Below are 21,275 nucleotides of genomic sequence, written 5' to 3' on the forward strand. Positions count from 1 at the left end.
AGATGGGATAGTAAAGACCCTCCGAGCTTCGGAGGTTTTTTGCTGGTCAACAGGAAGAAGGTTAAAGTTATGGAATTTTATTTTCTCGGTACGAATGCAGGGGTGCCTACGATTCAGCGGAATGTAACGTCCATCGCGCTTCGTTTGCTGGAAGAACGAAGAAGCATGTGGTTGTTCGATTGCGGTGAAGGCACTCAACATGAGATACTGCGTTCGCCGCTCAAGCTGAGCAGGCTTGAAAAGATATTTATTACCCATTTGCATGGAGATCATCTTTTTGGTCTCCCGGGCCTGCTGTCAAGCAGAGCATACCAGGGAGGTACGGCACCGCTAACGGTATACGGACCGCCAGGGCTCAAGCAATACATTGAGCTGTCTTTGGGGATCAGCCAATCTCGAATCAATTACCAACTGGATATGGTGGAACATACGGGCGGAGTGCTGTTTGATGATGGGCAATTCCGTGTAGAATCAGCTCTGCTGGATCACCGGATCGACAGCTTCGGCTATCGAATTGTAGAGATGGATAAGCCCGGTAAGCTTAACCAAGAGCTGCTGGAGCGATACGGAATTAAGCCCGGCCCAATCTACGGCAAATTAAAGCGTGGAGAGAGCGTGGAGGTAGAAGGCGGAGTGATTCTCCATCCTCAGGATGTTTTGGGGTCACCGAAAAAAGGGCGCATCATTACTATTCTTGGTGATACACGGCCTTGTCCGAATACGGTAATGCTGGCTCAAGATGCAACCGTTGTCGTTCATGAAGCGACTTTTCAGCATGAGCTGGCGGATACAGCTTACGAGTATCATCATAGTACGGCGCTTCAGGCGGCAGAAGCTGCAAAAGCTGCAGGCGCTGGTCAGCTAATTATGACGCATTTTAGTTCCAGATATAAAGATCAGGAACAGCTTGGGCCGTTGCTGGAAGAAGCGAAAAGCGTATTCCCCAATTCATTGCTTGCAGAGCAGCATGTGCTGTTACCCGTACCCGATATCGGTTAGTTAACGCTTGAAGAGCAGATATATATTCAAGGATGCCGGAGCTTGCTCCGGTACCTTTGTTTTTCGCCCGTAATTATTTTCCGGGAAAGCGCAGGATGCGACAAGAGACGCGAATAGCATTCAATTGGGTGGGGATGAGCCCTGCGCTACCACATATAGAGGCCTTTTATATTTGATTTTCTATATTTCGAATTTGAAGTACTTTATATGTTGAGCAGTGTGAGGAAATACAGGGAATTCTCCTTGAAAGCATCATCCCTTCGATGGGTTTCGACGAGGATGTAAGCTTATCCCTTATGAAAGCGACGTGTTTTTTAGCGAGGGATGGCACTATTTTGCACGGTTTACCGGCAATTCATAGACTTCCTATGCAATTTTGACTTAAGATAGATAAGATGAAATGGAGATGTCAACTTATTTTATGACCTGAATGATTAAGGTGGTTAAATAAGTGGGGGAGGAGTTTACGATGAAATCGATACTGATCGATCTGGATGGTACACTGTATCATGGAAACCGGATGATCCAGGGGGCGGATCAGTTCATATCCCAATTACGTAGAGACCAGATACCTTATGCGTATGTCACAAACAATGCTTCACGTACACCTGAATCGGTGGCAGCGCACTTGGTGGGCATGGGAATTGAAGCGAGCGGTCATGAAGTATGTACTTCGGCATTGGCAGCTGCACAATATGTTGCACAGCAAAGCCCGGGAGCCCGAGTATTTTGTATTGGTGAAACCGGATTACGCCAGGCGCTTGTAGAGGCTGGGCTACAGCTTGTTCAGGAACATCCGGATTATGTGGTGCAGGGGATAGATCGTCAATTTACATATGAAACACTGGCTGCTGCCATGCGCTGGATTCGGGAAGGGGCCATGTTTATTTTGACAAACCCGGATCTGCAATTGCCCTCTCATGACGGGCTAACGCCAGGGGCAGGAACGATTGGCGCTGCGATTGAAGCGGCTTCACAGGTAAAACCAGTGGTCATCGGCAAACCTTCAAGCGTGCTGATGAACTACGCGCTGGATCGTTTGAATATTAGAGCGGATGAAGCTATGGTTGTGGGCGATAATATGCTTACCGATATTGCTGCAGGTGCCGCGGCAGGGTGTAAAACTGCTCTGGTACTGTCAGGTGTGACGACTCATGCCAATATAGAGGAACATATGCGTACCGCAGGGGTAAAACCTGATCTGATATTTGAAAATCTGGATGAACTGCAGGATTGGATCAAGGAAGAATTGAAATGATAACTGATATCATTAATAAATCGTGAGAATTAAAAGCTATGCAGCTACGAAAGGAAAGATGTTAATATGCCGGAACTTCCTGAAATGGAAAACTACAGAATGCTATTGTCAAAACAAATTTTAGACATTCCGATTACTGGAGTCACGGTTAATCGTGAAAAATCCATTAATACTGACGTGCACACATTTGAAAAGCATTTGCTCAGCGCGACGGTTGTATATTTAGAACGCCGTGGCAAGCATTTGATTTTTCATCTAAATACGGGAGGACGGCTTATACTGCACCTGATGCTGGGTGGGTTGCTGTATCTGGGAACAGAAGAGCAGCGTCCGAACCGAACGGTTCAGATTGAATTGGATTTTAGTGGAGTGAAGCTCTATTTTATCGGGCTGCGCTTGGGCTACCTTCACTTGCTAACGGCTAAGGAGACAGAGGAGGCCTTGTCAGATCTTGGACCCGACCCGTTGGACCGCCGCATGACATTGGAAAAGTTCACAGAACGTCTAAAGGGAAGGCGAGGAATTTTGAAAACAACGCTCGTGAACCAACACATTTTTTCGGGTATTGGCAACTGTTATTCGGATGAAATTGCTTATATCGCCGGATTTACACCGGACTCCAAAGTACAAAACATCGTTCAGTCACCTGAAAAAGTGGAAAAGCTGTACCATGCCACGCAATCCGTGCTTCGTGAAGCTACAGCGGAAGGCGGTTATATAGAAATGCCCCTAATGGAAGGAGACACATTAACAGGCGGCTTCGACCGGCAGTGCCGAGTATATGACCGTGAAGGTGAAAAATCCCCAAGTGGCGGGACTATTATAAAGGTTGAGCTGGCAGGGAAAAAAGCATTTTATTGTCCGGTGCACCAGCATGACGCCTGAGTTGCTTATCGGTGCCCATGTGAGTACGCGTGGTGGCTTTTCCAAAGCCGCTATGCGTGCGCGAGAGCAAGGGGGGCGTTCTTTTCAATATTTCCCGAAAAATCCCCGCAGTCTTAGGCTGAAGGAATGGAGTATCAAGGATGCTGCCGATTGTAAAGCTTATTGCTCGAAGCACCAGCTTCAATCGATTGCTCATTCGCCATATCCCGTAAATCCGGCACTTGGAAGTGATCGTGATCGGGAGCTTTATGCGCTGACGGTGGCTTCATTGTGGAACGACCTGGATATTGCTGAAGCCTGCGGGTCACAAGGGATTGTCATTCACTTCGGGCATATGCATTCGTCTGATCCATTAGAAGGCTACCGAAATATTATTGGCTGTCTTGATGATGTGCTCGAGGGCTGGAAGGGAACTGCCAAAATACTAATTGAAAATCAGGCAGGGGACCACGGACCGATGGGAACCACGCTGGAGGAAATGGTACAAATCCGCCAGCTGTGCAAATATTCTGACCACATCGGCTTTTGCCTGGACACCTGTCATGCATATGCAGCAGGACTGTGGAACGGTGGAGCGGACGAGGCGTTGATTGAAAAAGGGGAGCGTCTCGGCTATTGGGCAGCCCTGTGCGGAGTTCATTTGAACGATTCCAAATACCCGTATGGATCCAAAAAAGACAGACATGCGCGTGTTGGGCAGGGCTGCATCGGTTTGGAGGGCATGCGCTGGATGACAGAACAGGAGCCAGTAAGAGGCATTCCGGTTGTCTTGGAAAGTGAAACGGGTGCTGATGGAACACATCGGGAAGACATCCATCAGATTCAAAGCTGGCAGTAAGTCACCTAACAGAGCATGGATCATTTTGAGGCTTGGTAAGCTTATTTCTGTGGGAAAAGGAGGAGAAGCCTATGAATTTGTTTATGGATGATTATCGGCCTTGTCCTCCGGGCTTTAAACTGGCAAGGGACGCGCATGAGTGTTTGTTGCTGCTTCAAGAGTATCCGGTCGCAGTGCTATCGCTGGATTATGATTTGGGTCCGGGCCAGCTCACCGGAAAAGATGTGGCTGCCGTCATTGCTAGTAAGCAATTATATCCGCCTGAAATTTACTTGCATTCCTCCAGTCCGGAAGGTCGCCGTACCATGTATGAGCTGCTTTATGCCCACAAGCCAGAAGGAGTAAGCGTACATAACGGCCCAATTCCCGAGGAACGTATGCGCGTGATCAGAAAAGAGTCAGAAGGATGAGGGAAATAGGACAAAAAGAGGCACGCCGTGCCATATGGGAGGGATGCAAGCTGGCTTGGTTTGTATACACTCCCATGTGTGGAACCTGCACGGCTGCCCGCCGCATGCTGGAGGTAGCGGAGCACTTGCTTCCCAGGGGTACAGTAGTTCAAAGCAATATTAACTATATTCCTGAATTGGTGCAGGATTACCGGATTTCCAGTGTACCTGCGCTTCTTCTGTTTAATGGTCAAAATGAATATCCTGAAATCATCTACAAAATGGAATCTGTGGAACATTTGCTGAACAGGATAAGGAGCGTGATGAAATGATATCCATAAAAAACATCACATTACAGCGGGAAGAAAATAAAATTTTGGACGATGTAAGTCTAGAAATACGAGCAGGCGAACATTGGGCTATTCTGGGACGCAACGGCTCCGGCAAAACAACACTGTTGGAAATGATGACAGGCTACATGTTTCCAAGCCGTGGAACCGTTGAGGTGCTCGGATACACATATGGTCAATGTGACGTGCGGGAAGTTCGCAAGCAGATCGGTTATATTAGCCAGACATTGCTCGAAAAGCTGGCCTTAAAAGATCCGGTGTGGGAAGTGGTTGCAACTGGTGCGTATGCTTTCTTGCGTTTCTATCAGGAGATTCCGGCAGAGACAAAGGAAAAAGCCGTATCACTATTGAAGGGCATGAATTTAGGTGCTCTGATTCATCATCCGCTGGGGACGCTATCTCAAGGAGAGCGCAAAAAGGTCATGCTGGCGCGTTCGCTGATGGCGGAGCCCCGTTTACTAATTATGGACGAGCCTTGTGCCGGGCTGGATCTATTTGAGCGGGAAAAAATGCTGATCGAGATTGATCGGCTTTGCAAACGGAATTTGTCCGTGGTTTACGTAACTCATCACATCGAGGAGATTGTTCCCCTCTTTACGCATGTTGCGTTGATCCGTGATGGCAAGGTCGCAGCAGCGGGACCCAAAAAAGAAGTTTTAACGAAAGAATTGATTATGCACACATATGAAGTCCCGGTTGAGCTGGATTGGGATGAAGAACGTCCCTGGATTCGGGTGCGCACTGGAAAGTAATGTTACTTTGGAGGAACGATACATGAGTACACAAGAACAGAGTGAGGCCGCTTTGTCATCATCAAGATTTATCTGCACCGCTAATCATGGTTTTGCACCTTATGCCCAAGAGGAGCTTAGAAGATTATTTGGGTCCGTGAAAAGCACGATGCTTTTACCCGGTGAAATTTTTCTGGCCACATTACCCGCGGAAGCCAGCGAGGCCGTAGGGATGATTACAGGTCAGCCGCCAATGTTTTTGCGGCATTTGTTCCCTGTACATTTTCAGGAGGAAGGAACAGACTTGGACCAGGTACTGGAACGTCTGGTTGCCTTTATCCGTAATCGTCGGGAACTGATCGATCAACGTGTTTCTTTGCAGGTACGCAAAGGCTCCAGCAGTAGCTGGACTGAAAGCGCGGGGGCACTCAAACAGGCTTTGACTGAGCGATTAAGTGATCTACCCATGGAGCAGACGGTACAAGGGGCCAACGTTATTGTGTCCGTTTTTGCCGATACGGATACGTGGTATGCAGGTCTATCACGGCCTCAGGACAATCTTTCCGATTGGAGCGGAGGTGCGGTTCGTTTTCAGAAGGAAGAAGGACAAATCTCTCGTGCCAAATTCAAGCTGCTTGAAGCAGAAGTCACGTTCGGCATTGATTTTAGCGCTTTTCATCAGGGACTGGACATTGGGGCAGCACCGGGTGGATGGACTTCCTTCTTGCTGGAGCGGGGGCTTAAGGTAACAGCGGTTGACCCGGCAAAGATGGAGCCATCGCTGATGAAATACGCCAATCTGACTTTTTTACGTAAAAATGCAAGTGAAGTCAAATTTAAAGAGAATACGTTCGATTTGCTCGTTTGTGATATGAGCTGGAGTCCGAAGCAGATGGCCAGGCTCGTAACTGATTTAATTTATAGCTTGCGGACTGGGGGCACGGCCATCGTTACGGTCAAACTAATGCATAAAAAGCCTTTGGCGCTCATTCATGATGTGATCGCTTCTTTCGAGCAATCCGGCATGCAGGTTCAGCGGGCTAAGCAGCTATTCCATAACCGGGATGAGATTACCCTGTACATGATCAAGTATGGAAAATAATACTTTACAATGAGTACAGGTATGCTGTATAATAAACCCAAATTGTTCCTCAAAAAATAATAACTACGTTTAAATAAAGGGAAAGCATCCCGCGAAATTTATTTTCATGGTGACATGAAGATTGTGTTTTGCGGCGGCTTTCCCTTTTTTTGCGTTGTTTGGATATAGAAAGGAGGTAGAAGAATGATAGAGAAGCCATCACGGTTAGAATACGGCACCATTGTCGGTGAGCGTTATCGAATTATACGCACATTGGGTACAGGAGGAATGAGCCGTGTGTTTATGGCAGAGGATTTGAAGTTGCCTGGCAAGCAATGGGCGGTGAAGGAATCGGTTGCAGATACTCACATGATGAAGCTTGTAAGGGCAGAGGCAGAGATGCTGATTTCATTAAGCCACCCACGTCTGCCGAGAATTGTTGATTTTTTTGAGCATCTGCGATCCGGTGCAGTATATCTGGTGATGGACTACATTGAAGGAATGACGCTGGAAGCCTATTTGAAGGGCTACCAAGGCCGTATTCCTCAGGAACAGATCATTCCACTCGCTTTGCAGGTATTGGATGTGCTGGATTACTTGCATACCCGGCAAACGCCTGTCATTTACCGCGACCTCAAGCCGACGAATATCATGCTGACCCCGGAAATGGAATTTAAGCTGATCGATTTTGGCATCGCGCGGAGCTACAAGGCTGAACTGGATCAGGATACGGTAAAGCTGGGAACCGTGGGCTTTGCAGCCCCTGAGCAATATGGAGCAGGCCAAACGGATGCTCGCTCAGACTTGTACAGTTTGGGAGCGATATTGTTGTATCTCTGTACCGGAGGCAAATATAGTGAATGGACTGCGGGAGTAGAAGGATATATTCGCGGGGAAGTGACTCGCCATTTGATTCCGGTCATTCGAAAGCTGCTGCGCCAGCATCCTGAGGAACGATTTCAGTCTGCCCGAGAGGTTATTGAAGAGCTGCGGCGCAGTACAGAATTTCAACCTGCTAAGCACGAAGCATCTGTCGGTGGTACTTCGCTGGAATATGCAGGTACAAGAGTAGTGGCTGTGCTCGGTGTGTCTTCCGGTAGCGGTGCTACGCACACGGCAATTGCGGTCAGCCACTATCTGGCTCGAAGATCCCGCTCGGTCGCTTTGGTTGAGCTGCATAGTACAGCCCAAGCGTTCGCCCGGCTTCAAGCAGTGGTTGAGAGAGTATCTTCCGGACAAACGAGTTCAAGCCGACGTTTTGAGGTAGACGGAGTTCATTATTGGCGACAGACATCTCGCGCGGACGTCATTTCTTTGCTGGGAGGCTCCTACAGATTTATCGTACTGGATTTGGGGAGCGCACCAGATAATGAGCGATTGGAAGAATTTCTGAGGGCTGATTACCCGCTGGTCGTTGGTTCAGGAGCCGAATGGAGAATTCAGGAGATAGCCGGATTGGCCCGGTCGTTCCAGCGTCACCCGCAGGATAAATGGAATTACTGCTTGCCGTTGGCCCCCTTGGAGGCGGTTCAAAGGCTCCGTAAGGAGCTGAATCATGACAAAGTATTTGCGCTGCCATACCATTCTGATCCATTTGAAAGAGCCGCAGGGATGGACCAGGTGCTGGACGAACTATTTCGTGGCGTCATTCCGTACACCCGGAAAAAACGCTTCGGATTTCTTAAACGCCAGCGCTAATTTGAAGATATACATCAAAAAAGGCAGGGGAGAAGCTGTGTGTCCAAGCTAAGAAAGAGCAGTAAGCAAAAGCTGTACGCTGGTTGTATCGGCGCGGGTATAGTCGGCATTATTTTTGCAGTTTACCTTATCGCCAATACCCATCAAATGAATGAAGTCAGGAAACAGGCGGAAGTAGACGCAGAACGAAAATGGAAAGTGTACGAACAAGATCAACGCACTGCCAAAAAAGGCTGGGTTGTTGTTCGAGATATATCTTCGGGTGAACGGATTACATCGTTTGATTTGAAGGGGGTTACGGTTCCAGGTTCTCAGGCTCCAGCAAATTTGATGGCAGATAAAAGTGAAGCTTCCGATAGTACAGCCAGGATTGAATTGAAAAAAGGGACTGTGCTTACGTCTGCAATGGTTACCGCTAATGAGGCTACACCTAAAGATTTGCGCAACCGTGAGCTAAAGGTGGTAGTATTGCCAAGCAGCCTGAAGCAGGGAGACGAGGTGGATATCCGCATTCAATTTCCGACAGGCGAGGATTACATTCTATTATCCAAAAAGAAAATTCTCAGGCTGGAAGGCCCCATTGTCTGGGTCACAATGAATGAGCAGGAATTATTATCATTTTCGAGCGCAATTGTGGATGCCTATCTGCATAAAGCATCTATCTATGCGTTGACATATGTCGATCCCCAATTTCAGCCCAAGGCCATCCCGACATATCCACCTAACGCGCAAGTGTTAGCATTAATGAATAGTGATCCGAATTTGATACGCGTGGCTGAACTTAAATTGTCCAAACAGCTGCGGAGTTCGCTTGAAGATGCCATTAATTTGTCAAATAATGTGATTTCAACACCGATTGAAAGGAGTTTAAGTGAGGAAATTGCTGCCCATACGAATATGGTAGAAGATAGTGTATCTGATAGGAATGAGCGTACAGGGATTAAATATGGGAGCGGACAGGATCACAAAGAACAGGCAGAAGTTTTGACGCAGGGCGGAAGCTCTGATCCGTATGTCAATAAATAAATGAAAAGGAACGGGAGTATGAAAACTTGGATATTTGCCGGGCTTTGTGACAAAAGCGATACCATGTTATACATCAGCAGCATATTAGCAGCTTCCGGCCAACAGGTACTACTTGTGGATGCTACGCTGCGGGGACAGTATCGGTATAGTATAGGTATGCTCGACCAACCACTTCCTATTACGCAGTTTAGTGGTTTTGATGTGGCGACTGGTTTTGGATCATGGGCAGATCTGAACATTGGAATGATGGTTGATCAAAAGGTAGAGCTGGCATACGACATTGTTATTTTGGACGTAGAGCTGCCGGATTTTTGTCCAATATCTGTTTGGAAACAAGCTGCACGGCGAATTTGGGTCAGTGATTATAGCCGAATCCTAATGCACAAGGGACGGATGTGGCTTGAGCAATTGTTTGATCAACCTGATTTTCCTAAAGATCTTGTATTTGACAAATTATTTTTACAAGCTGTGGATTGCGGCGTAGAGGAGTCATATTTGTGGGAATATATGAACGATTTCCCTGCTTACTGGAATGGAAATCCGTATGTATTGCCATGGGATGAGGGGCATCTAGCTCTGAAGCTGGAAAATGAGCATAAGCAGCAGCTTCAGCTAAAACCGCTCTCCAGAATGTATAAGAAAGAATTATGCCGTTGTATTGGAGAATGGATGGGCTGGGAATTAAAAGAGAGCCAGCGTGCGCTAAAGCGTGCGGAAAGGAGAAGAGTATGAGCATCATTTTATTTTGGAGTCCTATGAAGGGAGCGAGTGGAAGCAGCTCATTAGCAGCGTCTGTAGCAGTTACGATAGGGAATCTCTATAGAGGAAGATTGTTATTGACCCATTTGGGGCACAGACATACGGGGATTGAAACTGGATTCCCTATACAGGAGCATCGTATGGACGATCCCAGTTTACAGCTTCAGGAAGGGGGCTGGGATGCAGTCGCACGGTTAGTTCTGCGAGGAACATTGTCCAGAGATAATATTAGCAATTATACGACACCTGTTCTTGAGCAGACCCTGGACATGCTTGAGGGAACCTCGGGTTTTGGAGTTGCTCCACCGCTGCTATCCTCAGGACTTGTACGGGCAGTAATGGATACGGCGGACCAATATTATGATTTGACGCTGGTTGATGCAGGAAGTGGAGCAGGCTGGGGATCTGTACAACATGAGGCATGTACGCGAGCCAAACTGGCCGTTCTGTCCTTGACTCAAAATATACGAGAGCTGGATGCTTTTTTTGAATCTGTGTCTCCGCTATCGACTTACTCGGCATTGCCGTTTTTGATGGTGCTCGGAAAATATGATGTTCGTGCTCAAGCAAATGTAGCGAACATCCGCAGGAGATATGGTTACAAGGGGGCTTTGCATACGATCCCTTATAGCACCAAATTTCTGGACGCGTGGAACCGCAGGGATGTGGTAGGGCATGTGCAGCGTAGTGTTCGAAGTGAGAAAGAGCAGCATCTCAAACTTTTTATGCCCATAGGATGGGGGCAGAGCATACGGCAGATCAGCAAAGCTGTTCTGGAGGCGGTAGAGTCTGATCTTCGGCTTAAGGCTTTGGAGAGGAGTGCTTGATGCTGTCTGCTCAAATGATCAACGGGTTCATACTTGCCTGCATTTTGCTGTCTGGTATCATGTTATTTATCGTTAAATATCGAGGGAATCTTCACTTGCGCCATCCAAGCCTTCGGGTCAGCGAAAAGAATGAAGAGGCTACTTTGGAGACTCTGATGGAATATATCAAAAATGCGCTTCATGAACTAAGTCATAGCCAGATGGCGGATGCCGGATTGCATGAAGAAGAATATAGAAGGCGTATCCATCAAAGAGCGGAACTGCGTAGAGCGCTAAAAGACTGCGCCAATGGCAGCAGTGGAGATAAACGTTTTGTTAAAAATTTAATGGCTGAGTTGCTGATTAACGGTTACGGCTTAAACGAAAAGATCGTAGATTCCGTTATGTCCTTTTCCAGACCGGAGCTGTTAAGCGTACAGGATCAATTTGAAATTGTATTTTATCAGTACCAGCAAAAGTTTGGCGCTGATGCCCTGTCACGCTTGCTGGATACTTATGATTTGGCTGAAATGAGGTATTCAGCGCAAGATGAAGAGAATGGGAGCTATCTCGTTACGGAAGAGGATGTTCGCTATATCTACGATTGTGAGCATCGCCCCCTTTCCTTTTTGGAGAAAGTAGATATTATTGTGCAGCGGATTTATCAGGATTACAAAGGCTTCTCCGTCATTGATGATATACGCGATCAGCGAATTGACGGAGTAAGCGGGGGGGTTAGCGGCATGCCGGAAGGCGGAGCTTCGGTATCGGCAGATCGGTCTTCGATTCAGTATACATTAGAAGAAGCCTCCGAATCTGCTGAATACAGTTATAAGAGCGTGTGGATTTTTTATAAAGGCAAAACGATTCATCTTTCGTTCCTTTCCTTTGGCTCAGAGCGTGAGCTTAAAAGGGTGTGCCAAAATATTTACAAGTATAATTATCCGGGACAGCTTTCCGAAGCCAATGGCTATAAGGTAAACGAAATGAAGGATGGGTCACGGGTGGTGGTGGTTCGACCTCCTTTCTCCGAATCGTGGGCGTTCTTTGTCCGTAAATTTGATATTCAAAGCGCATCACTGGAGCAGTTAATTAAGGGCGGAAATGCTGATTTTCCGATCCAACTCCTGTCTTATTTAATGAAGGGTAGCCGGATTACTGCCATTACAGGAGCACAAGGATCAGGTAAGACGACCCTGTTGATGGCGATGGTCAAGCACATTTATGCTTCGTATACGCTTCGTGTACAGGAAATGGCCTTCGAGCTGCATTTGCGTAGCATCTATAGCCGCCGTAATATTCTTACTTTTCGGGAAACAGACCATATTTCCGGGCAGCAAGGACTTGATCTGCAGAAAAAGACGGACGGAACCGTTAATATCCTTGGCGAGGTTGCGAGTGATGAAGTAGCGGCCTGGATGATTCAGATGTCACAGGTTGCCAGTCTATTCACCATTTTTACTCACCATGCCAAAACATTTCGTGATCTCGTGTTCTCACTCCGTAATTCACTGCTCAAAACAGGTGTATTTCAGCATGAGGGTATTGCTGAGGAGCAGGTCGTTCATGTCATTAATTTTGATGTACACCTCAAGCGTGATGCGGAAGGGCGACGATATATTGAACGGATCACTGAATGTGTGCCGCATGACCTGGATCACACGGATAGCGGTTCCAGTTCTTCGGCAACCTATAGCTATCGACATGTTATGGAGCACCGAAATGGATGTTACATGCCGATGGAGCCACTGACAGCCAAAAGCGCAAAGGAAATGTGTGAGCAAATGAATGCCAAGGATGCCCGAGATTTCCGTAGTTTTTTGGCCCGTTATTGGGGGGGACAGTATGAGTCTTAAAGAGCTGCTATTGTGTATTTTACTCATTTCAGGTGGGACCTTTATATTTTTATATCTAGTTTTATGGTGGCTACGTAAAAGCAATTATTATGCAGTCAGTAGTGGGCGAGTTCATTCTATGCGGGAAGGGCGGAAGGGAAAAGCGGTGCTGCAACGACAGCTGCAAGCCTTCTTGCACAAGCTGTATACGCTAGGAATGAGAGTTCCTATCACATGCCAATACATTAACAGTGTGCGTAAGCGTCTATCCGCTTTGCATGCCTACGATGAGTATAAGCTTCGCCTGCAGACGATGAAGATGACACTACTGGTATGGGTTGTTTTTATTAGCAGCGGCGTTGTGCTTTTAATGATGAGATCTGGATTGGAGTTTGCTGTATTAGCCCTTTTATGTGGAGTGGTGATCAACAGTCTCATTTTGGATGTAGCAACGAACCGGATGGAAATAAGACTGCTTGCACAGATGATCGAATTGTTCGCCAATGTACGCCATCATTATCATCAGCATGGCATGGTGGAAGAGGCCCTATCTGAAGCGGTCGATTTGGCGGGGGCTGAGGCTGGAAGGCACGGGCGACTCATTTATGAAGCGCTGACAGCAATTGATCCACATGAAGCATTGGAAAGATACTATGAGTCGGCTCCTAACCGATTTTTAAAAGCCTTTGCTGGCATCTCATATATGGTAATGGAGTTTGGTGACCGGACTGAGGAGGGTGGCTCCATCTATTTGAAGGGGCTTGGCAGTCTCGCATGCGAAATCCAGTTGGAGCTGCTGCGCAGAAATAAACTTGACTATTTGCTCAAAAGTCTGAATGTGATCGCGCTAGCTCCTGTTTTCTTTACGGCGCCTATCGAAAGATGGGCGAGAGGCAGTTTTCCGTCCATGGATGATTTTTATCAGGGGAAATGGGGATATATTACGAAATTGTCTGTCTATCTTGTCATTATCGTCTCTTACTTTCTGCTGCAAAAGCTGCAACAGACAAACGAAACTGGTTATCATGCAGGTAGGGGGCGAATGATCTGGGAGCAAAGGCTATATCGTTCTTCCATCATTCATAATGTGGTGAATGCCTTAATTCCACAGCAGCAAGTATCCTCCTACTACCGGATAGCCCGCCTGCTTAAGGAAAGTGGTGCGGAAATCAAACTGGAGTGGTTGTACATACGGAGAATCACTCTTTTTATTGCAGGATTGGTGCTTAGTATGAGTACGGCATTTTTTTTACATGAAGCTGAGAAAACACATATTCTTTACGCTCCTGTGCAATCGGGCCAAATGTTCGGACGTTTAAATCCCGCAGAGGAAAAGGAAGCTTTGAAGCAGAGTGAAGTTGACCACAAAATCATGCATGCACTGAACATGAGAGCGGAAAGCACGTATGAACAGACGTATGCAGCCCTGGAGCGTGATGCAGGCGGCACAGCCACTGCAGAACAGCTATCTAAACAAACCCGTCGTATCTTGAAAAAGCTGGAAGCGTGGAACGGGGAATACATCAAGTGGTGGGAAATGCTGGTCAGCTTGGCCATCGGGTATACAGGTTATCAAATGCCTGTGCTTCTGTTATATTTGCAGCGGAAAATGCGGCGTTTGGATATGAGGCATGAGGTATACCAGTTCCAAACGGTCATTTCCATTTTGCGGTCCATGGAACGAATGTCTGTCGAGAAAATATTGGAGTGGTTGAATCGGTTTTCGGTTATTTTCAAAAGACCCCTGCAAAAGTGCTTGCTTCATTATGAGCACGGACCAGAAGCTGCTCTTGATTTGTTGAAAGAAGAAGCGCCTTTGCCTGAATTCCAGCTTTTGGTGGACAAGCTCCATTTGTCTTTGGGCAAAATTACGATCCGAGAGGCCTTTGACGATTTGGATTCCCAAATGTCCTACTATTTTGAGCAAAGAAAACAGGAATATGAAAAAATAATCGACAGCAAGGCTATCTGGGGGCGGCTGATTGGTTTTTCCCCGATGTATGGTCTTATCTTTTTATATTTGGTGATCCCATTGATCGGCATGAGCTTTGTTCAAATGGAAAGCTATTATGAGCAAATACAAAAAATTCAATAAACAAATTTTATGTCATCTAACAACGATATAACAAGCAAAGGAGAGAAGTATAATGAATAACGCATCAACTGCCTTAAAGGTAGCTGCCGGTATATTTTTGACCATTGCCCTAATTACAATAGTAGTCATTCTGTTTATTTCAGCCCAGGAGGCAACTAAAACGGCACAAAACAATTTTGCTGATATCCAGACCGAGTTGTCTCAAGCTTCTTTTACGGTGTATGACGGTACAACGATCAGCGGATCGCAGGTGACCAATGCGTTGCGCAAGTTTCAGGGGAAAGATCAATTTGGCATTCTGATTAAAACCGGCAAAAATATGGCAGGTCAGTGGTATGGAAACGCATTGAACATAAGCCCAGACAGTGGGCAGTATGGTGCGGTGAACGGTGGAAGTGATAAGACTGGGAAAATTGCAAATACGCTGAATGAGAAAGAAAATGAATACGTAAATCCAAGCGGTAAATTCAAGGCTGAGATCGTCAAAGACAAATCGAATGTTGTACGCGGGTTGCTTTTTACCCAATCCTGAGCACTACCGTGAAGATATATCATAATGAATGAGGAGATGGGGGTATGTCTGATCATGCTTCAAGCATGCTGCGGCTTGCTGTGTCATTTATCTTGTTCATAACCGCATGTACAGCAACAGCAGACTTGTCCAGTCAGATGGGTACTGCACTAGAATTAAGATCGGAGCAGGAGGAGCATTCCGAGGGAAGGATAAGCCGTATTGCGGAGCCAGGAATGCCGGAACAGATAAAAGGGACTCAGGTTATTCAGGCGATCCGCATAAATCTGCAGGATGGAATTCCGGTTCAAGTCGACAGGATGGAGTATGATGTGTATTTTGATCCGTTTGAACCTGATGTATCGACCCTGAATGCTTCATCTTTATATTCTATGTACTCACAGCGTAATCAGCATGGAGAGGTAACATCTGTACGCTTTGAACAATTGAAGGAGGATTGAAGTGGTTCAATCAATATCCAAGCTGCTGGGGGTCCTGCTTGCTGTATTGCTTTTATACATTGTACCCGCAGCTCAAGCCGCTGAACGGCAGGATGATATATCAGGGTTACATGTGTATCATTCAACGGTACGTTTTGTAGATATGGTAAGGACCAAGGGCTACATTACACCGACGATGTATAACGATTTTATGCGTGAGCTGGAGCTTACAGGCAATACGTACGAAGTTGGCTTGGAGCATATGCACAAAAAATATGTACCGGAATATGCAGATGCTGCGAAACCGGACAGTTTCTTGGGGAATTACGAGACGGTATATGATGGATTTTATAATCCGCAAATCTTGACTGTATTGTTTCCTGGCAATCAGCAGCCAAAGTCAGACCAGACACGCCAATATACCTTGATGGCGGGGGATTATTTTACGGTGCGGCTGCACAATACCAATCGGACACCTGCGGATATATACAAATCATGGCTTCTGATCGGGATAGATGACGGAAAGCCGGCGGTTACAGCTTCATACGGAGGCATGGTTCTGAATGAGGATTACTGATTTTGCAGTTTTATTTATACTGCTATTTTTTCCTTTTGGTGTAATTTATGATTTGCGAATACAAGATCAGCGTGAAGTGCAGCGGTTGGAAATGAAATATACATCAGCTCTTCATACTGCAGTTCAGGATGCAGGTGCCGTGCTGTCACAGAACGAGCGTCAGGAACGGGAGGCCGGATACGGATCAGACAAATTTTTTCGCGTTGATAAAGAAGAAGCACTAAACACGTTCCTGCGCACTCTTTTTCTTAATATAGGTATTGAGGGAGATATGGTAGCACAACGCGCCTTGTTGGATTACATACCTGCCATTGTAATTCTGGATTATGATGGTTATTATACGTTCACCTTGGAAACATATAGGGATGAGAAGGGGGAAGCTGCCTCAGCCCCCCAATGGAGTGAAAAAAAACCATACGCCTATGTCGATTCAGCGGGGAATAGTGTGGGATTCACTTTGGATCAATATGTATATGCGTATGATAAACGTAATCATAGGTGGGTGGAGGGTTTTCAAAAAGAGCTTCAGCATCAGACGGTCATTTCGCTGCTGAATAATCCTGAATCTTTTGAGCAAGTACGACGTTCTACTATTGTTCATAGTGTTCAGAAAGATCTGGCCTATCTTATTAATCGCCATAATCAAAAAGCAGCACGCAATGGCGTGGCCTATACGTTTACACTGCCGCTTATTCCGCAGGAAGAGTGGTATAACACAGTAGATGATGTGGGGCTGATGGCGTTTATCCAAGGTATTCCGGTCGGAGACAGGTTTTACAATAACTATGGGTTGGGTGGTGGAAGAGTCGTAAAAAAACAAGCTATTATTGGCGGCTTAGACTCGGATGCCGGATTGAAGTATTTTTACAGAGATTCCTGCCCGGCCCCCTTTAAAGCAAAAGAGCGTTTCCCGGATGAGAAATCGGCCGCAGCAGCGGGGTACTTTGAATTTAAATGCTATAATAGATTTGAATGATCACTCTCACGAGTGTTTTTCTCTCTTTAATAAGCATATCTACATGAAAAAGCATAAAATTAGCTGTCTTCAATATTCCGATAAGGTTGCCGAGTGTGCTACAATAGGGCTTTGAAAGAAAGAGATTCATATATGAAATAAAAACAGTCGGCCTCGCCGATGACAATAAGGAGCCAAAAACAGCATATGAGCTTATTGACTGTAGAAAATGTATCCCACAACTTTGGGGAGCGCGCATTATTTAAAAATGTTTCCTTTCGTTTGCTTGCAGGCGAACATGTAGGATTGGTAGGAGCTAACGGTGTCGGCAAATCGACACTCATGAACATTTTGACCGGGAAATTGCTTAAAGATGAAGGCAAAGTGGAATGGACTCCACGTGTACGTTATGGTTATCTGGATCAGCATACCAAGCTGACACCGGGTAAAACGGTACGTGATATATTAAAAGATGCATTTCTTCCATTATTGGAACTGGAAAAGGAATTGATGCTAATTACAGACAAAATGGGAGATGCTTCGCCTGAAGAGCTGGAAGTTCTGTTGGAGCAGATGGGGGAAATTCAAGAGCAGCTGGATATAGGTGACTTTTACCTGATTGATGTAAAGGTCGAAGAAATGGCGAACGGATTGGGGCTCTCGGCTATTGGACTGGATCGGGATGTATCCGCACTTAGCGGTGGACAACGGACAAAGGTACTGCTTGCTAAGCTGCTGTTGGAAAAACCTAATGTTCTGCTGCTGGATGAGCCTACCAACTATTTAGATGTAGAGCATATTGAATGGCTCACGCGTTATTTGAAGGATTATCCATATGCATTTATTCTTATTTCGCATGATACTGAGTTTATGAACCAGGTTGTTAATGTTATTTATCACCTTGAATTTTCCAAGCTGACCCGCTATTCAGCGAACTATGAAAAGTTCCTTGAAATGGCGGATCTGAACAAGGCTCAGCATATTGATGCTTATGAGAAACAGCAGGAATATATTAAAAAGCAGGAAGATTTTATTCAGCGCAACAAGGCGCGTGCATCCACATCAGGTCGGGCAAAGAGCCGTGAAAAGCAGCTTGATCGGATTGAACGGATTGATAAGCCTGAAGAAGCTGCCAAGCCAACCTTTCAATTTAAAGAGGCGCGTGCGAGCGGGAAAACGGTATTTGAGGGGATTGAATTTGAAATTGGCTATACCCATGCCCTTTTACCTAAAATGTCTATGACGATTGAACGTGGCGAAAAAATTGCAATTGTAGGCTGCAACGGTGTCGGAAAATCAACATTACTCAAAACCATTCTGGGCAAAATACCACCAATCAGCGGAAAAACCTATCAAGGTGATTTTTTGCAGCCGGCTTATTTTGAGCAGGAAGTAAAGGCAGGAAAAATCACACCGATTGATGATGTATGGAATGAGTTCCCACATTTGAACCAGCACGAAGTGAGAGCGCATTTGGCTCGTTGCGGTTTAAAAAATGAGCATATCACACGTCCTTTATCCGCACTCAGCGGTGGTGAACAGGCCAAAGTACGTCTGTGCAAATTGTTAATGCGGGAAAGCAACTGGGTCCTGTTTGACGAGCCGACCAATCACTTGGATGTTAAAGCAAAGGATGAGCTAAAACGTGCCCTGAAGGAATATAAAGGAACCGTATTGCTTGTATCCCATGAACCGGATTTTTATGAGGATTGGGTAACTAAAACGTGGAATGTGGAAGAATGGTCCAGTAAAGCGAATTAAAATCAATGAAAATCAATGAAAATCCAGTTCTATACTGCTGCAAAAATTGGGGTTTGCAGAATTAGAAAAATATGCTAAGCTATCTTTAGCTGATACAATCAAATAGTCACACTAGGGGAGCCGCCCATGCGGCTGAGACGGAATAAATGGATTTCGGACCCTTTGCACCTGATCTGGGTCATACCAGCGTAGGGAAGTGAGTGCCGTACAGACAAGCTAGCTGCATCCGTACTTTTGTTTGTGCGCGGGACGATATACGTATACGGATATAATCTCCGTTCGATATATGAGACGTTCGTAAGCCACTTCCTCCGGGAAGTGGTTTTTTTGTGTCTCATTCGTTTTTACCCGTCGGACTTTCGTATTCGGATTTACATAGGACCTCCTTTCATTATTGCTGGTACATGTGGCTTGCTCCATAACACGTTCAGCTAATATCTATGCCCGATGTGAGGTGAAGATGAGATTGAATTACACGTAATTACAATGGAAGGTGTTCCCCATGCACATGTGGCTCAAGTGGCTACTGCCATTTGTCCGTATGTTCATTATGTGCACGCACGGTTGAAGCAGCAGACGGCCTCAACATTGCTGGCTTTGATCCGCAGCATGGAGGCTCGGGGAGTTCCTTTGCAGCACATTGCTGTCAATGACCGTGTGGATGTAGCTTTACTTACTCAGGCAGGAGCTGTTCAGCTTCCAGCTGGCGGGTTACCTGTCAGGGATGTAAAAAGCCTGCTTCCAGAGAAGATACGCTGTGGAGTGTCTGTCCATTCCTTGGAAGAGGCACGGAGCGCCGAGCAGGCTGGAGCGGACTATGTACTCTATGGTCATGTATATGAGACCGACTGCAAGCCCGGTGTTACGCCACGGGGTATAGCGCAGCTTGAGTGCATATGCAGGCTGTTGAATATTCCGGTAGTTGCGCTCGGCGGCATACAGCCACATCATATTCCGGAGCTTTATCATGCCGGAGCAAGCGGAATTGCAGTCATGTCCGGTATATGGAAAGCGGAATCGCCAATCGCGGCTGCGATGGAATATAGACGCATGGCAGATTACGTAGTCCACAGGCTGTAGCGAAAGTACGAGAGTAAAAAAATTGAACAAAATGGTAATGGGAGAGGAGAGAGGTTCTAAATGCCAGAAATACACACAAAGGCATCGGCTATAGGACACGCTGAATGCTTGGTTATAGGTGGAGGAGTGATTGGCAGCTCCATAGCTTACCATGCAGCTAGGGAAGGGCACAATACGATCATGCTTGAACGTTTGCTTCCGGGGGAAGGAGCCTCAAAAGCAGCCGTCGGAATGCTGGCAGCGGAGAGTGAGGAATTCACCGACCCGGAGCTGGCGCGTTTTGCCCGCACAAGCCGGGATGCATTCCCAGAGCTTGTGCGGGAGCTGGAGCGCTTGTCAGGGGTTTCCGTAGAATTTCGCACAGAAGGGTTTGTAACTCCTTTTCGTTCGGAGACCGAAGGACATGAACGCTGGAAAGCTGCCAGGACGCAAGAGAATGACCATGCTGAGTGGTGGGATGCCAGAGAGCTGGCCAGGCGGATTCCGGGCTTGGATCGTCAAACAATTGGAGCTATATACCGATCAAAGGAGACACAGCTGGCTCCAGTACAGCTTTGCCGTGCTTATGCAGGAGCTGCTGCTGTGTTGGGAGCCAGCATATGGTCAGGTACTCATGCAAAGCAGTTGGTCGTACAGAATGGCCGGATTCGCGGTGTAGTAACAGACAAGGGCTTTTTCACCTGCAACCAGGTCATTATTGCCGGGGGCTTGGACAGCATGCAGTTGCTAGAGCAGGTTGGCTTTCATTATCCGCTATACCCGGTCAAGGGGGAAGCTATTGCCGTATCCTTAAAGGAGCATCCTTTGGAATATACCATTTATGCCGATGATATTTACCTTGTACCCAAGCAGAATAACGAGCTTTGGATTGGGGCGACAAGTCTTCCGCACCACGATAACGATGAAGTAACTATAGCCGGTTTGACAGGGTTGCTGGCACGTGCTTCTGCTTGGCTGCCGCGTGTCCGTGAAGCTTCTTTTATACGCACGTGGGCGGGCCTGCGTCCCCAGGCAGCAGCGGAACGTCCTTTCATTGGGGCTGTTCCCGGTTTGGAAGGGGTATATGCTGCAGTAGGACATTATCGCAATGGTGTCCTGTTGAGTGATGCTACCGGGCGGGCAATGGCTGCTTTGCTTGCAGGAGCTGGTGCGGTTGAACTTGGAATAAGTGGATTTTCTGCCGAGTGCTTATAAGGAGGAA

General features: G+C 46.6%; 21 protein-coding genes and 1 riboswitch. All 21 genes read left to right on the top strand.

The window, feature by feature from the left end; translation table 11 throughout:
* Positions 1-69: 69 nt before the first annotated feature.
* The 21 genes from rnz to thiO all read left to right on the top strand — a co-directional run bounded on the left by rnz (position 70) and on the right by thiO (position 21,268).
* Positions 70-999, top strand: a complete 930-nt coding sequence (gene rnz, locus JO375_RS17420) for a ribonuclease Z (RefSeq protein ID WP_229525647.1) — start codon at positions 70-72, stop codon at positions 997-999.
* A 469-nt stretch (positions 1,000-1,468) separates the two neighbouring features.
* Positions 1,469-2,257, top strand: coding sequence for a TIGR01457 family HAD-type hydrolase (locus tag JO375_RS17425; protein ID WP_229525648.1), 789 nt, complete (start codon positions 1,469-1,471; stop codon positions 2,255-2,257).
* 66 nt (positions 2,258-2,323) lie between these two features.
* Positions 2,324-3,142, top strand: coding sequence for an Fpg/Nei family DNA glycosylase (locus JO375_RS17430; RefSeq protein WP_229525649.1), 819 nt, complete (start codon positions 2,324-2,326; stop codon positions 3,140-3,142).
* Positions 3,132-3,980: a deoxyribonuclease IV gene (locus JO375_RS17435; protein WP_229525650.1), complete on the top strand. Its 849-nt coding sequence runs from the start codon at positions 3,132-3,134 to the stop codon at positions 3,978-3,980. Before JO375_RS17430 ends, JO375_RS17435 begins: the two co-directional genes overlap by 11 nt.
* A 71-nt stretch (positions 3,981-4,051) precedes the next feature.
* On the top strand, positions 4,052-4,390 hold the full coding sequence (locus JO375_RS17440) for a cyclic-phosphate processing receiver domain-containing protein (protein ID WP_229525651.1): 339 nt from the start codon (positions 4,052-4,054) through the stop codon (positions 4,388-4,390).
* Complete coding sequence (locus JO375_RS17445; RefSeq protein ID WP_229525652.1) at positions 4,387-4,701, top strand: thioredoxin family protein; 315 nt, start codon at positions 4,387-4,389, stop codon at positions 4,699-4,701. Before JO375_RS17440 ends, JO375_RS17445 begins: the two co-directional genes overlap by 4 nt.
* Positions 4,698-5,471, top strand: coding sequence for an ABC transporter ATP-binding protein (locus tag JO375_RS17450; RefSeq protein WP_229525653.1), 774 nt, complete (start codon positions 4,698-4,700; stop codon positions 5,469-5,471). The genes JO375_RS17445 and JO375_RS17450 overlap by 4 nt, the downstream gene beginning before the upstream one ends.
* Positions 5,472-5,493: 22 nt before the next feature.
* Complete coding sequence (locus JO375_RS17455; protein WP_229525654.1) at positions 5,494-6,552, top strand: SAM-dependent methyltransferase; 1,059 nt, start codon at positions 5,494-5,496, stop codon at positions 6,550-6,552.
* Between the two features lie 183 nt (positions 6,553-6,735).
* On the top strand, positions 6,736-8,229 hold the full coding sequence (locus JO375_RS17460) for a serine/threonine protein kinase (RefSeq protein WP_229525655.1): 1,494 nt from the start codon (positions 6,736-6,738) through the stop codon (positions 8,227-8,229).
* A gap of 39 nt (positions 8,230-8,268) precedes the next feature.
* The gene (locus JO375_RS17465) at positions 8,269-9,255 is read left to right on the top strand and encodes an SAF domain-containing protein (protein WP_229525656.1); all 987 of its coding nucleotides are present in this window, start codon (positions 8,269-8,271) and stop codon (positions 9,253-9,255) included.
* Positions 9,256-9,273: 18 nt separating this feature from the next.
* Positions 9,274-9,987, top strand: coding sequence for a hypothetical protein (locus JO375_RS17470; protein WP_229525657.1), 714 nt, complete (start codon positions 9,274-9,276; stop codon positions 9,985-9,987).
* Complete coding sequence (locus tag JO375_RS17475; protein WP_229525658.1) at positions 9,984-10,841, top strand: hypothetical protein; 858 nt, start codon at positions 9,984-9,986, stop codon at positions 10,839-10,841. The genes JO375_RS17470 and JO375_RS17475 overlap by 4 nt, the downstream gene beginning before the upstream one ends.
* Positions 10,841-12,676: an ATPase, T2SS/T4P/T4SS family gene (locus tag JO375_RS17480; RefSeq protein ID WP_229525826.1), complete on the top strand. Its 1,836-nt coding sequence runs from the start codon at positions 10,841-10,843 to the stop codon at positions 12,674-12,676. The genes JO375_RS17475 and JO375_RS17480 overlap by 1 nt, the downstream gene beginning before the upstream one ends.
* The gene (locus JO375_RS17485; RefSeq protein WP_229525659.1) at positions 12,666-14,750 is read left to right on the top strand and encodes a hypothetical protein; all 2,085 of its coding nucleotides are present in this window, start codon (positions 12,666-12,668) and stop codon (positions 14,748-14,750) included. The genes JO375_RS17480 and JO375_RS17485 overlap by 11 nt, the downstream gene beginning before the upstream one ends.
* Before the next feature lie 52 nt (positions 14,751-14,802).
* Positions 14,803-15,282 carry an ABC transporter permease gene (locus JO375_RS17490; protein ID WP_229525660.1) on the top strand — a complete coding sequence of 160 codons (480 nt, stop codon included), beginning with the start codon at positions 14,803-14,805 and terminating at the stop codon, positions 15,280-15,282.
* A 44-nt stretch (positions 15,283-15,326) separates the two neighbouring features.
* The gene (locus tag JO375_RS17495) at positions 15,327-15,722 is read left to right on the top strand and encodes a hypothetical protein (RefSeq protein WP_229525661.1); all 396 of its coding nucleotides are present in this window, start codon (positions 15,327-15,329) and stop codon (positions 15,720-15,722) included.
* 1 nt (position 15,723) lies between these two features.
* Positions 15,724-16,278 carry a hypothetical protein gene (locus JO375_RS17500; protein WP_229525662.1) on the top strand — a complete coding sequence of 185 codons (555 nt, stop codon included), beginning with the start codon at positions 15,724-15,726 and terminating at the stop codon, positions 16,276-16,278.
* Complete coding sequence (locus JO375_RS17505) at positions 16,265-17,254, top strand: hypothetical protein (protein ID WP_229525663.1); 990 nt, start codon at positions 16,265-16,267, stop codon at positions 17,252-17,254. Before JO375_RS17500 ends, JO375_RS17505 begins: the two co-directional genes overlap by 14 nt.
* A gap of 186 nt (positions 17,255-17,440) precedes the next feature.
* Positions 17,441-18,994, top strand: coding sequence for an ABC-F family ATP-binding cassette domain-containing protein (locus tag JO375_RS17510; RefSeq protein ID WP_229525664.1), 1,554 nt, complete (start codon positions 17,441-17,443; stop codon positions 18,992-18,994).
* Between the two features lie 103 nt (positions 18,995-19,097).
* A riboswitch (TPP riboswitch) is annotated at positions 19,098-19,206 on the top strand.
* 274 nt (positions 19,207-19,480) lie between these two features.
* Entirely contained in the window at positions 19,481-20,074 is a 594-nt protein-coding gene (locus JO375_RS17515; protein ID WP_229525665.1) for a thiamine phosphate synthase, read from the top strand.
* Positions 20,075-20,134: 60 nt separating this feature from the next.
* On the top strand, positions 20,135-21,268 hold the full coding sequence (gene thiO, locus JO375_RS17520) for a glycine oxidase ThiO (RefSeq protein WP_229525666.1): 1,134 nt from the start codon (positions 20,135-20,137) through the stop codon (positions 21,266-21,268).
* Positions 21,269-21,275 lie beyond the last annotated feature (7 nt).

This window comes from Paenibacillus farraposensis, assembly GCF_020736845.1.
Classification (GTDB): domain Bacteria; phylum Bacillota; class Bacilli; order Paenibacillales; family Paenibacillaceae; genus Paenibacillus; species Paenibacillus farraposensis.

Excerpts from the sequence above, each read along its gene's own strand:
- JO375_RS17425 (WP_229525648.1), top strand. The coding sequence starts at position 1,469 with ATGAAATCGATACTGATCGATCTGGATGGTACACTGTATCATGGAAAC.
- JO375_RS17440 (WP_229525651.1), top strand. The coding sequence starts at position 4,052 with ATGAATTTGTTTATGGATGATTATCGGCCTTGTCCTCCGGGCTTTAAA.
- JO375_RS17480 (WP_229525826.1), top strand. The coding sequence starts at position 10,841 with ATGCTGTCTGCTCAAATGATCAACGGGTTCATACTTGCCTGCATTTTG.
- JO375_RS17455 (WP_229525654.1), top strand. The coding sequence starts at position 5,494 with ATGAGTACACAAGAACAGAGTGAGGCCGCTTTGTCATCATCAAGATTT.
- JO375_RS17450 (WP_229525653.1), top strand. The coding sequence starts at position 4,698 with ATGATATCCATAAAAAACATCACATTACAGCGGGAAGAAAATAAAATT.
- JO375_RS17515 (WP_229525665.1), top strand. The coding sequence starts at position 19,481 with ATGGAAGGTGTTCCCCATGCACATGTGGCTCAAGTGGCTACTGCCATT.
- rnz (WP_229525647.1), top strand. The coding sequence starts at position 70 with ATGGAATTTTATTTTCTCGGTACGAATGCAGGGGTGCCTACGATTCAG.
- JO375_RS17490 (WP_229525660.1), top strand. The coding sequence starts at position 14,803 with ATGAATAACGCATCAACTGCCTTAAAGGTAGCTGCCGGTATATTTTTG.
- JO375_RS17495 (WP_229525661.1), top strand. The coding sequence starts at position 15,327 with ATGTCTGATCATGCTTCAAGCATGCTGCGGCTTGCTGTGTCATTTATC.
- JO375_RS17435 (WP_229525650.1), top strand. The coding sequence starts at position 3,132 with ATGACGCCTGAGTTGCTTATCGGTGCCCATGTGAGTACGCGTGGTGGC.
- JO375_RS17485 (WP_229525659.1), top strand. The coding sequence starts at position 12,666 with ATGAGTCTTAAAGAGCTGCTATTGTGTATTTTACTCATTTCAGGTGGG.
- thiO (WP_229525666.1), top strand. The coding sequence starts at position 20,135 with ATGCCAGAAATACACACAAAGGCATCGGCTATAGGACACGCTGAATGC.
- JO375_RS17475 (WP_229525658.1), top strand. The coding sequence starts at position 9,984 with ATGAGCATCATTTTATTTTGGAGTCCTATGAAGGGAGCGAGTGGAAGC.
- JO375_RS17505 (WP_229525663.1), top strand. The coding sequence starts at position 16,265 with ATGAGGATTACTGATTTTGCAGTTTTATTTATACTGCTATTTTTTCCT.
- JO375_RS17460 (WP_229525655.1), top strand. The coding sequence starts at position 6,736 with ATGATAGAGAAGCCATCACGGTTAGAATACGGCACCATTGTCGGTGAG.
- JO375_RS17470 (WP_229525657.1), top strand. The coding sequence starts at position 9,274 with ATGAAAACTTGGATATTTGCCGGGCTTTGTGACAAAAGCGATACCATG.
- JO375_RS17445 (WP_229525652.1), top strand. The coding sequence starts at position 4,387 with ATGAGGGAAATAGGACAAAAAGAGGCACGCCGTGCCATATGGGAGGGA.
- JO375_RS17510 (WP_229525664.1), top strand. The coding sequence starts at position 17,441 with ATGAGCTTATTGACTGTAGAAAATGTATCCCACAACTTTGGGGAGCGC.
- JO375_RS17430 (WP_229525649.1), top strand. The coding sequence starts at position 2,324 with ATGCCGGAACTTCCTGAAATGGAAAACTACAGAATGCTATTGTCAAAA.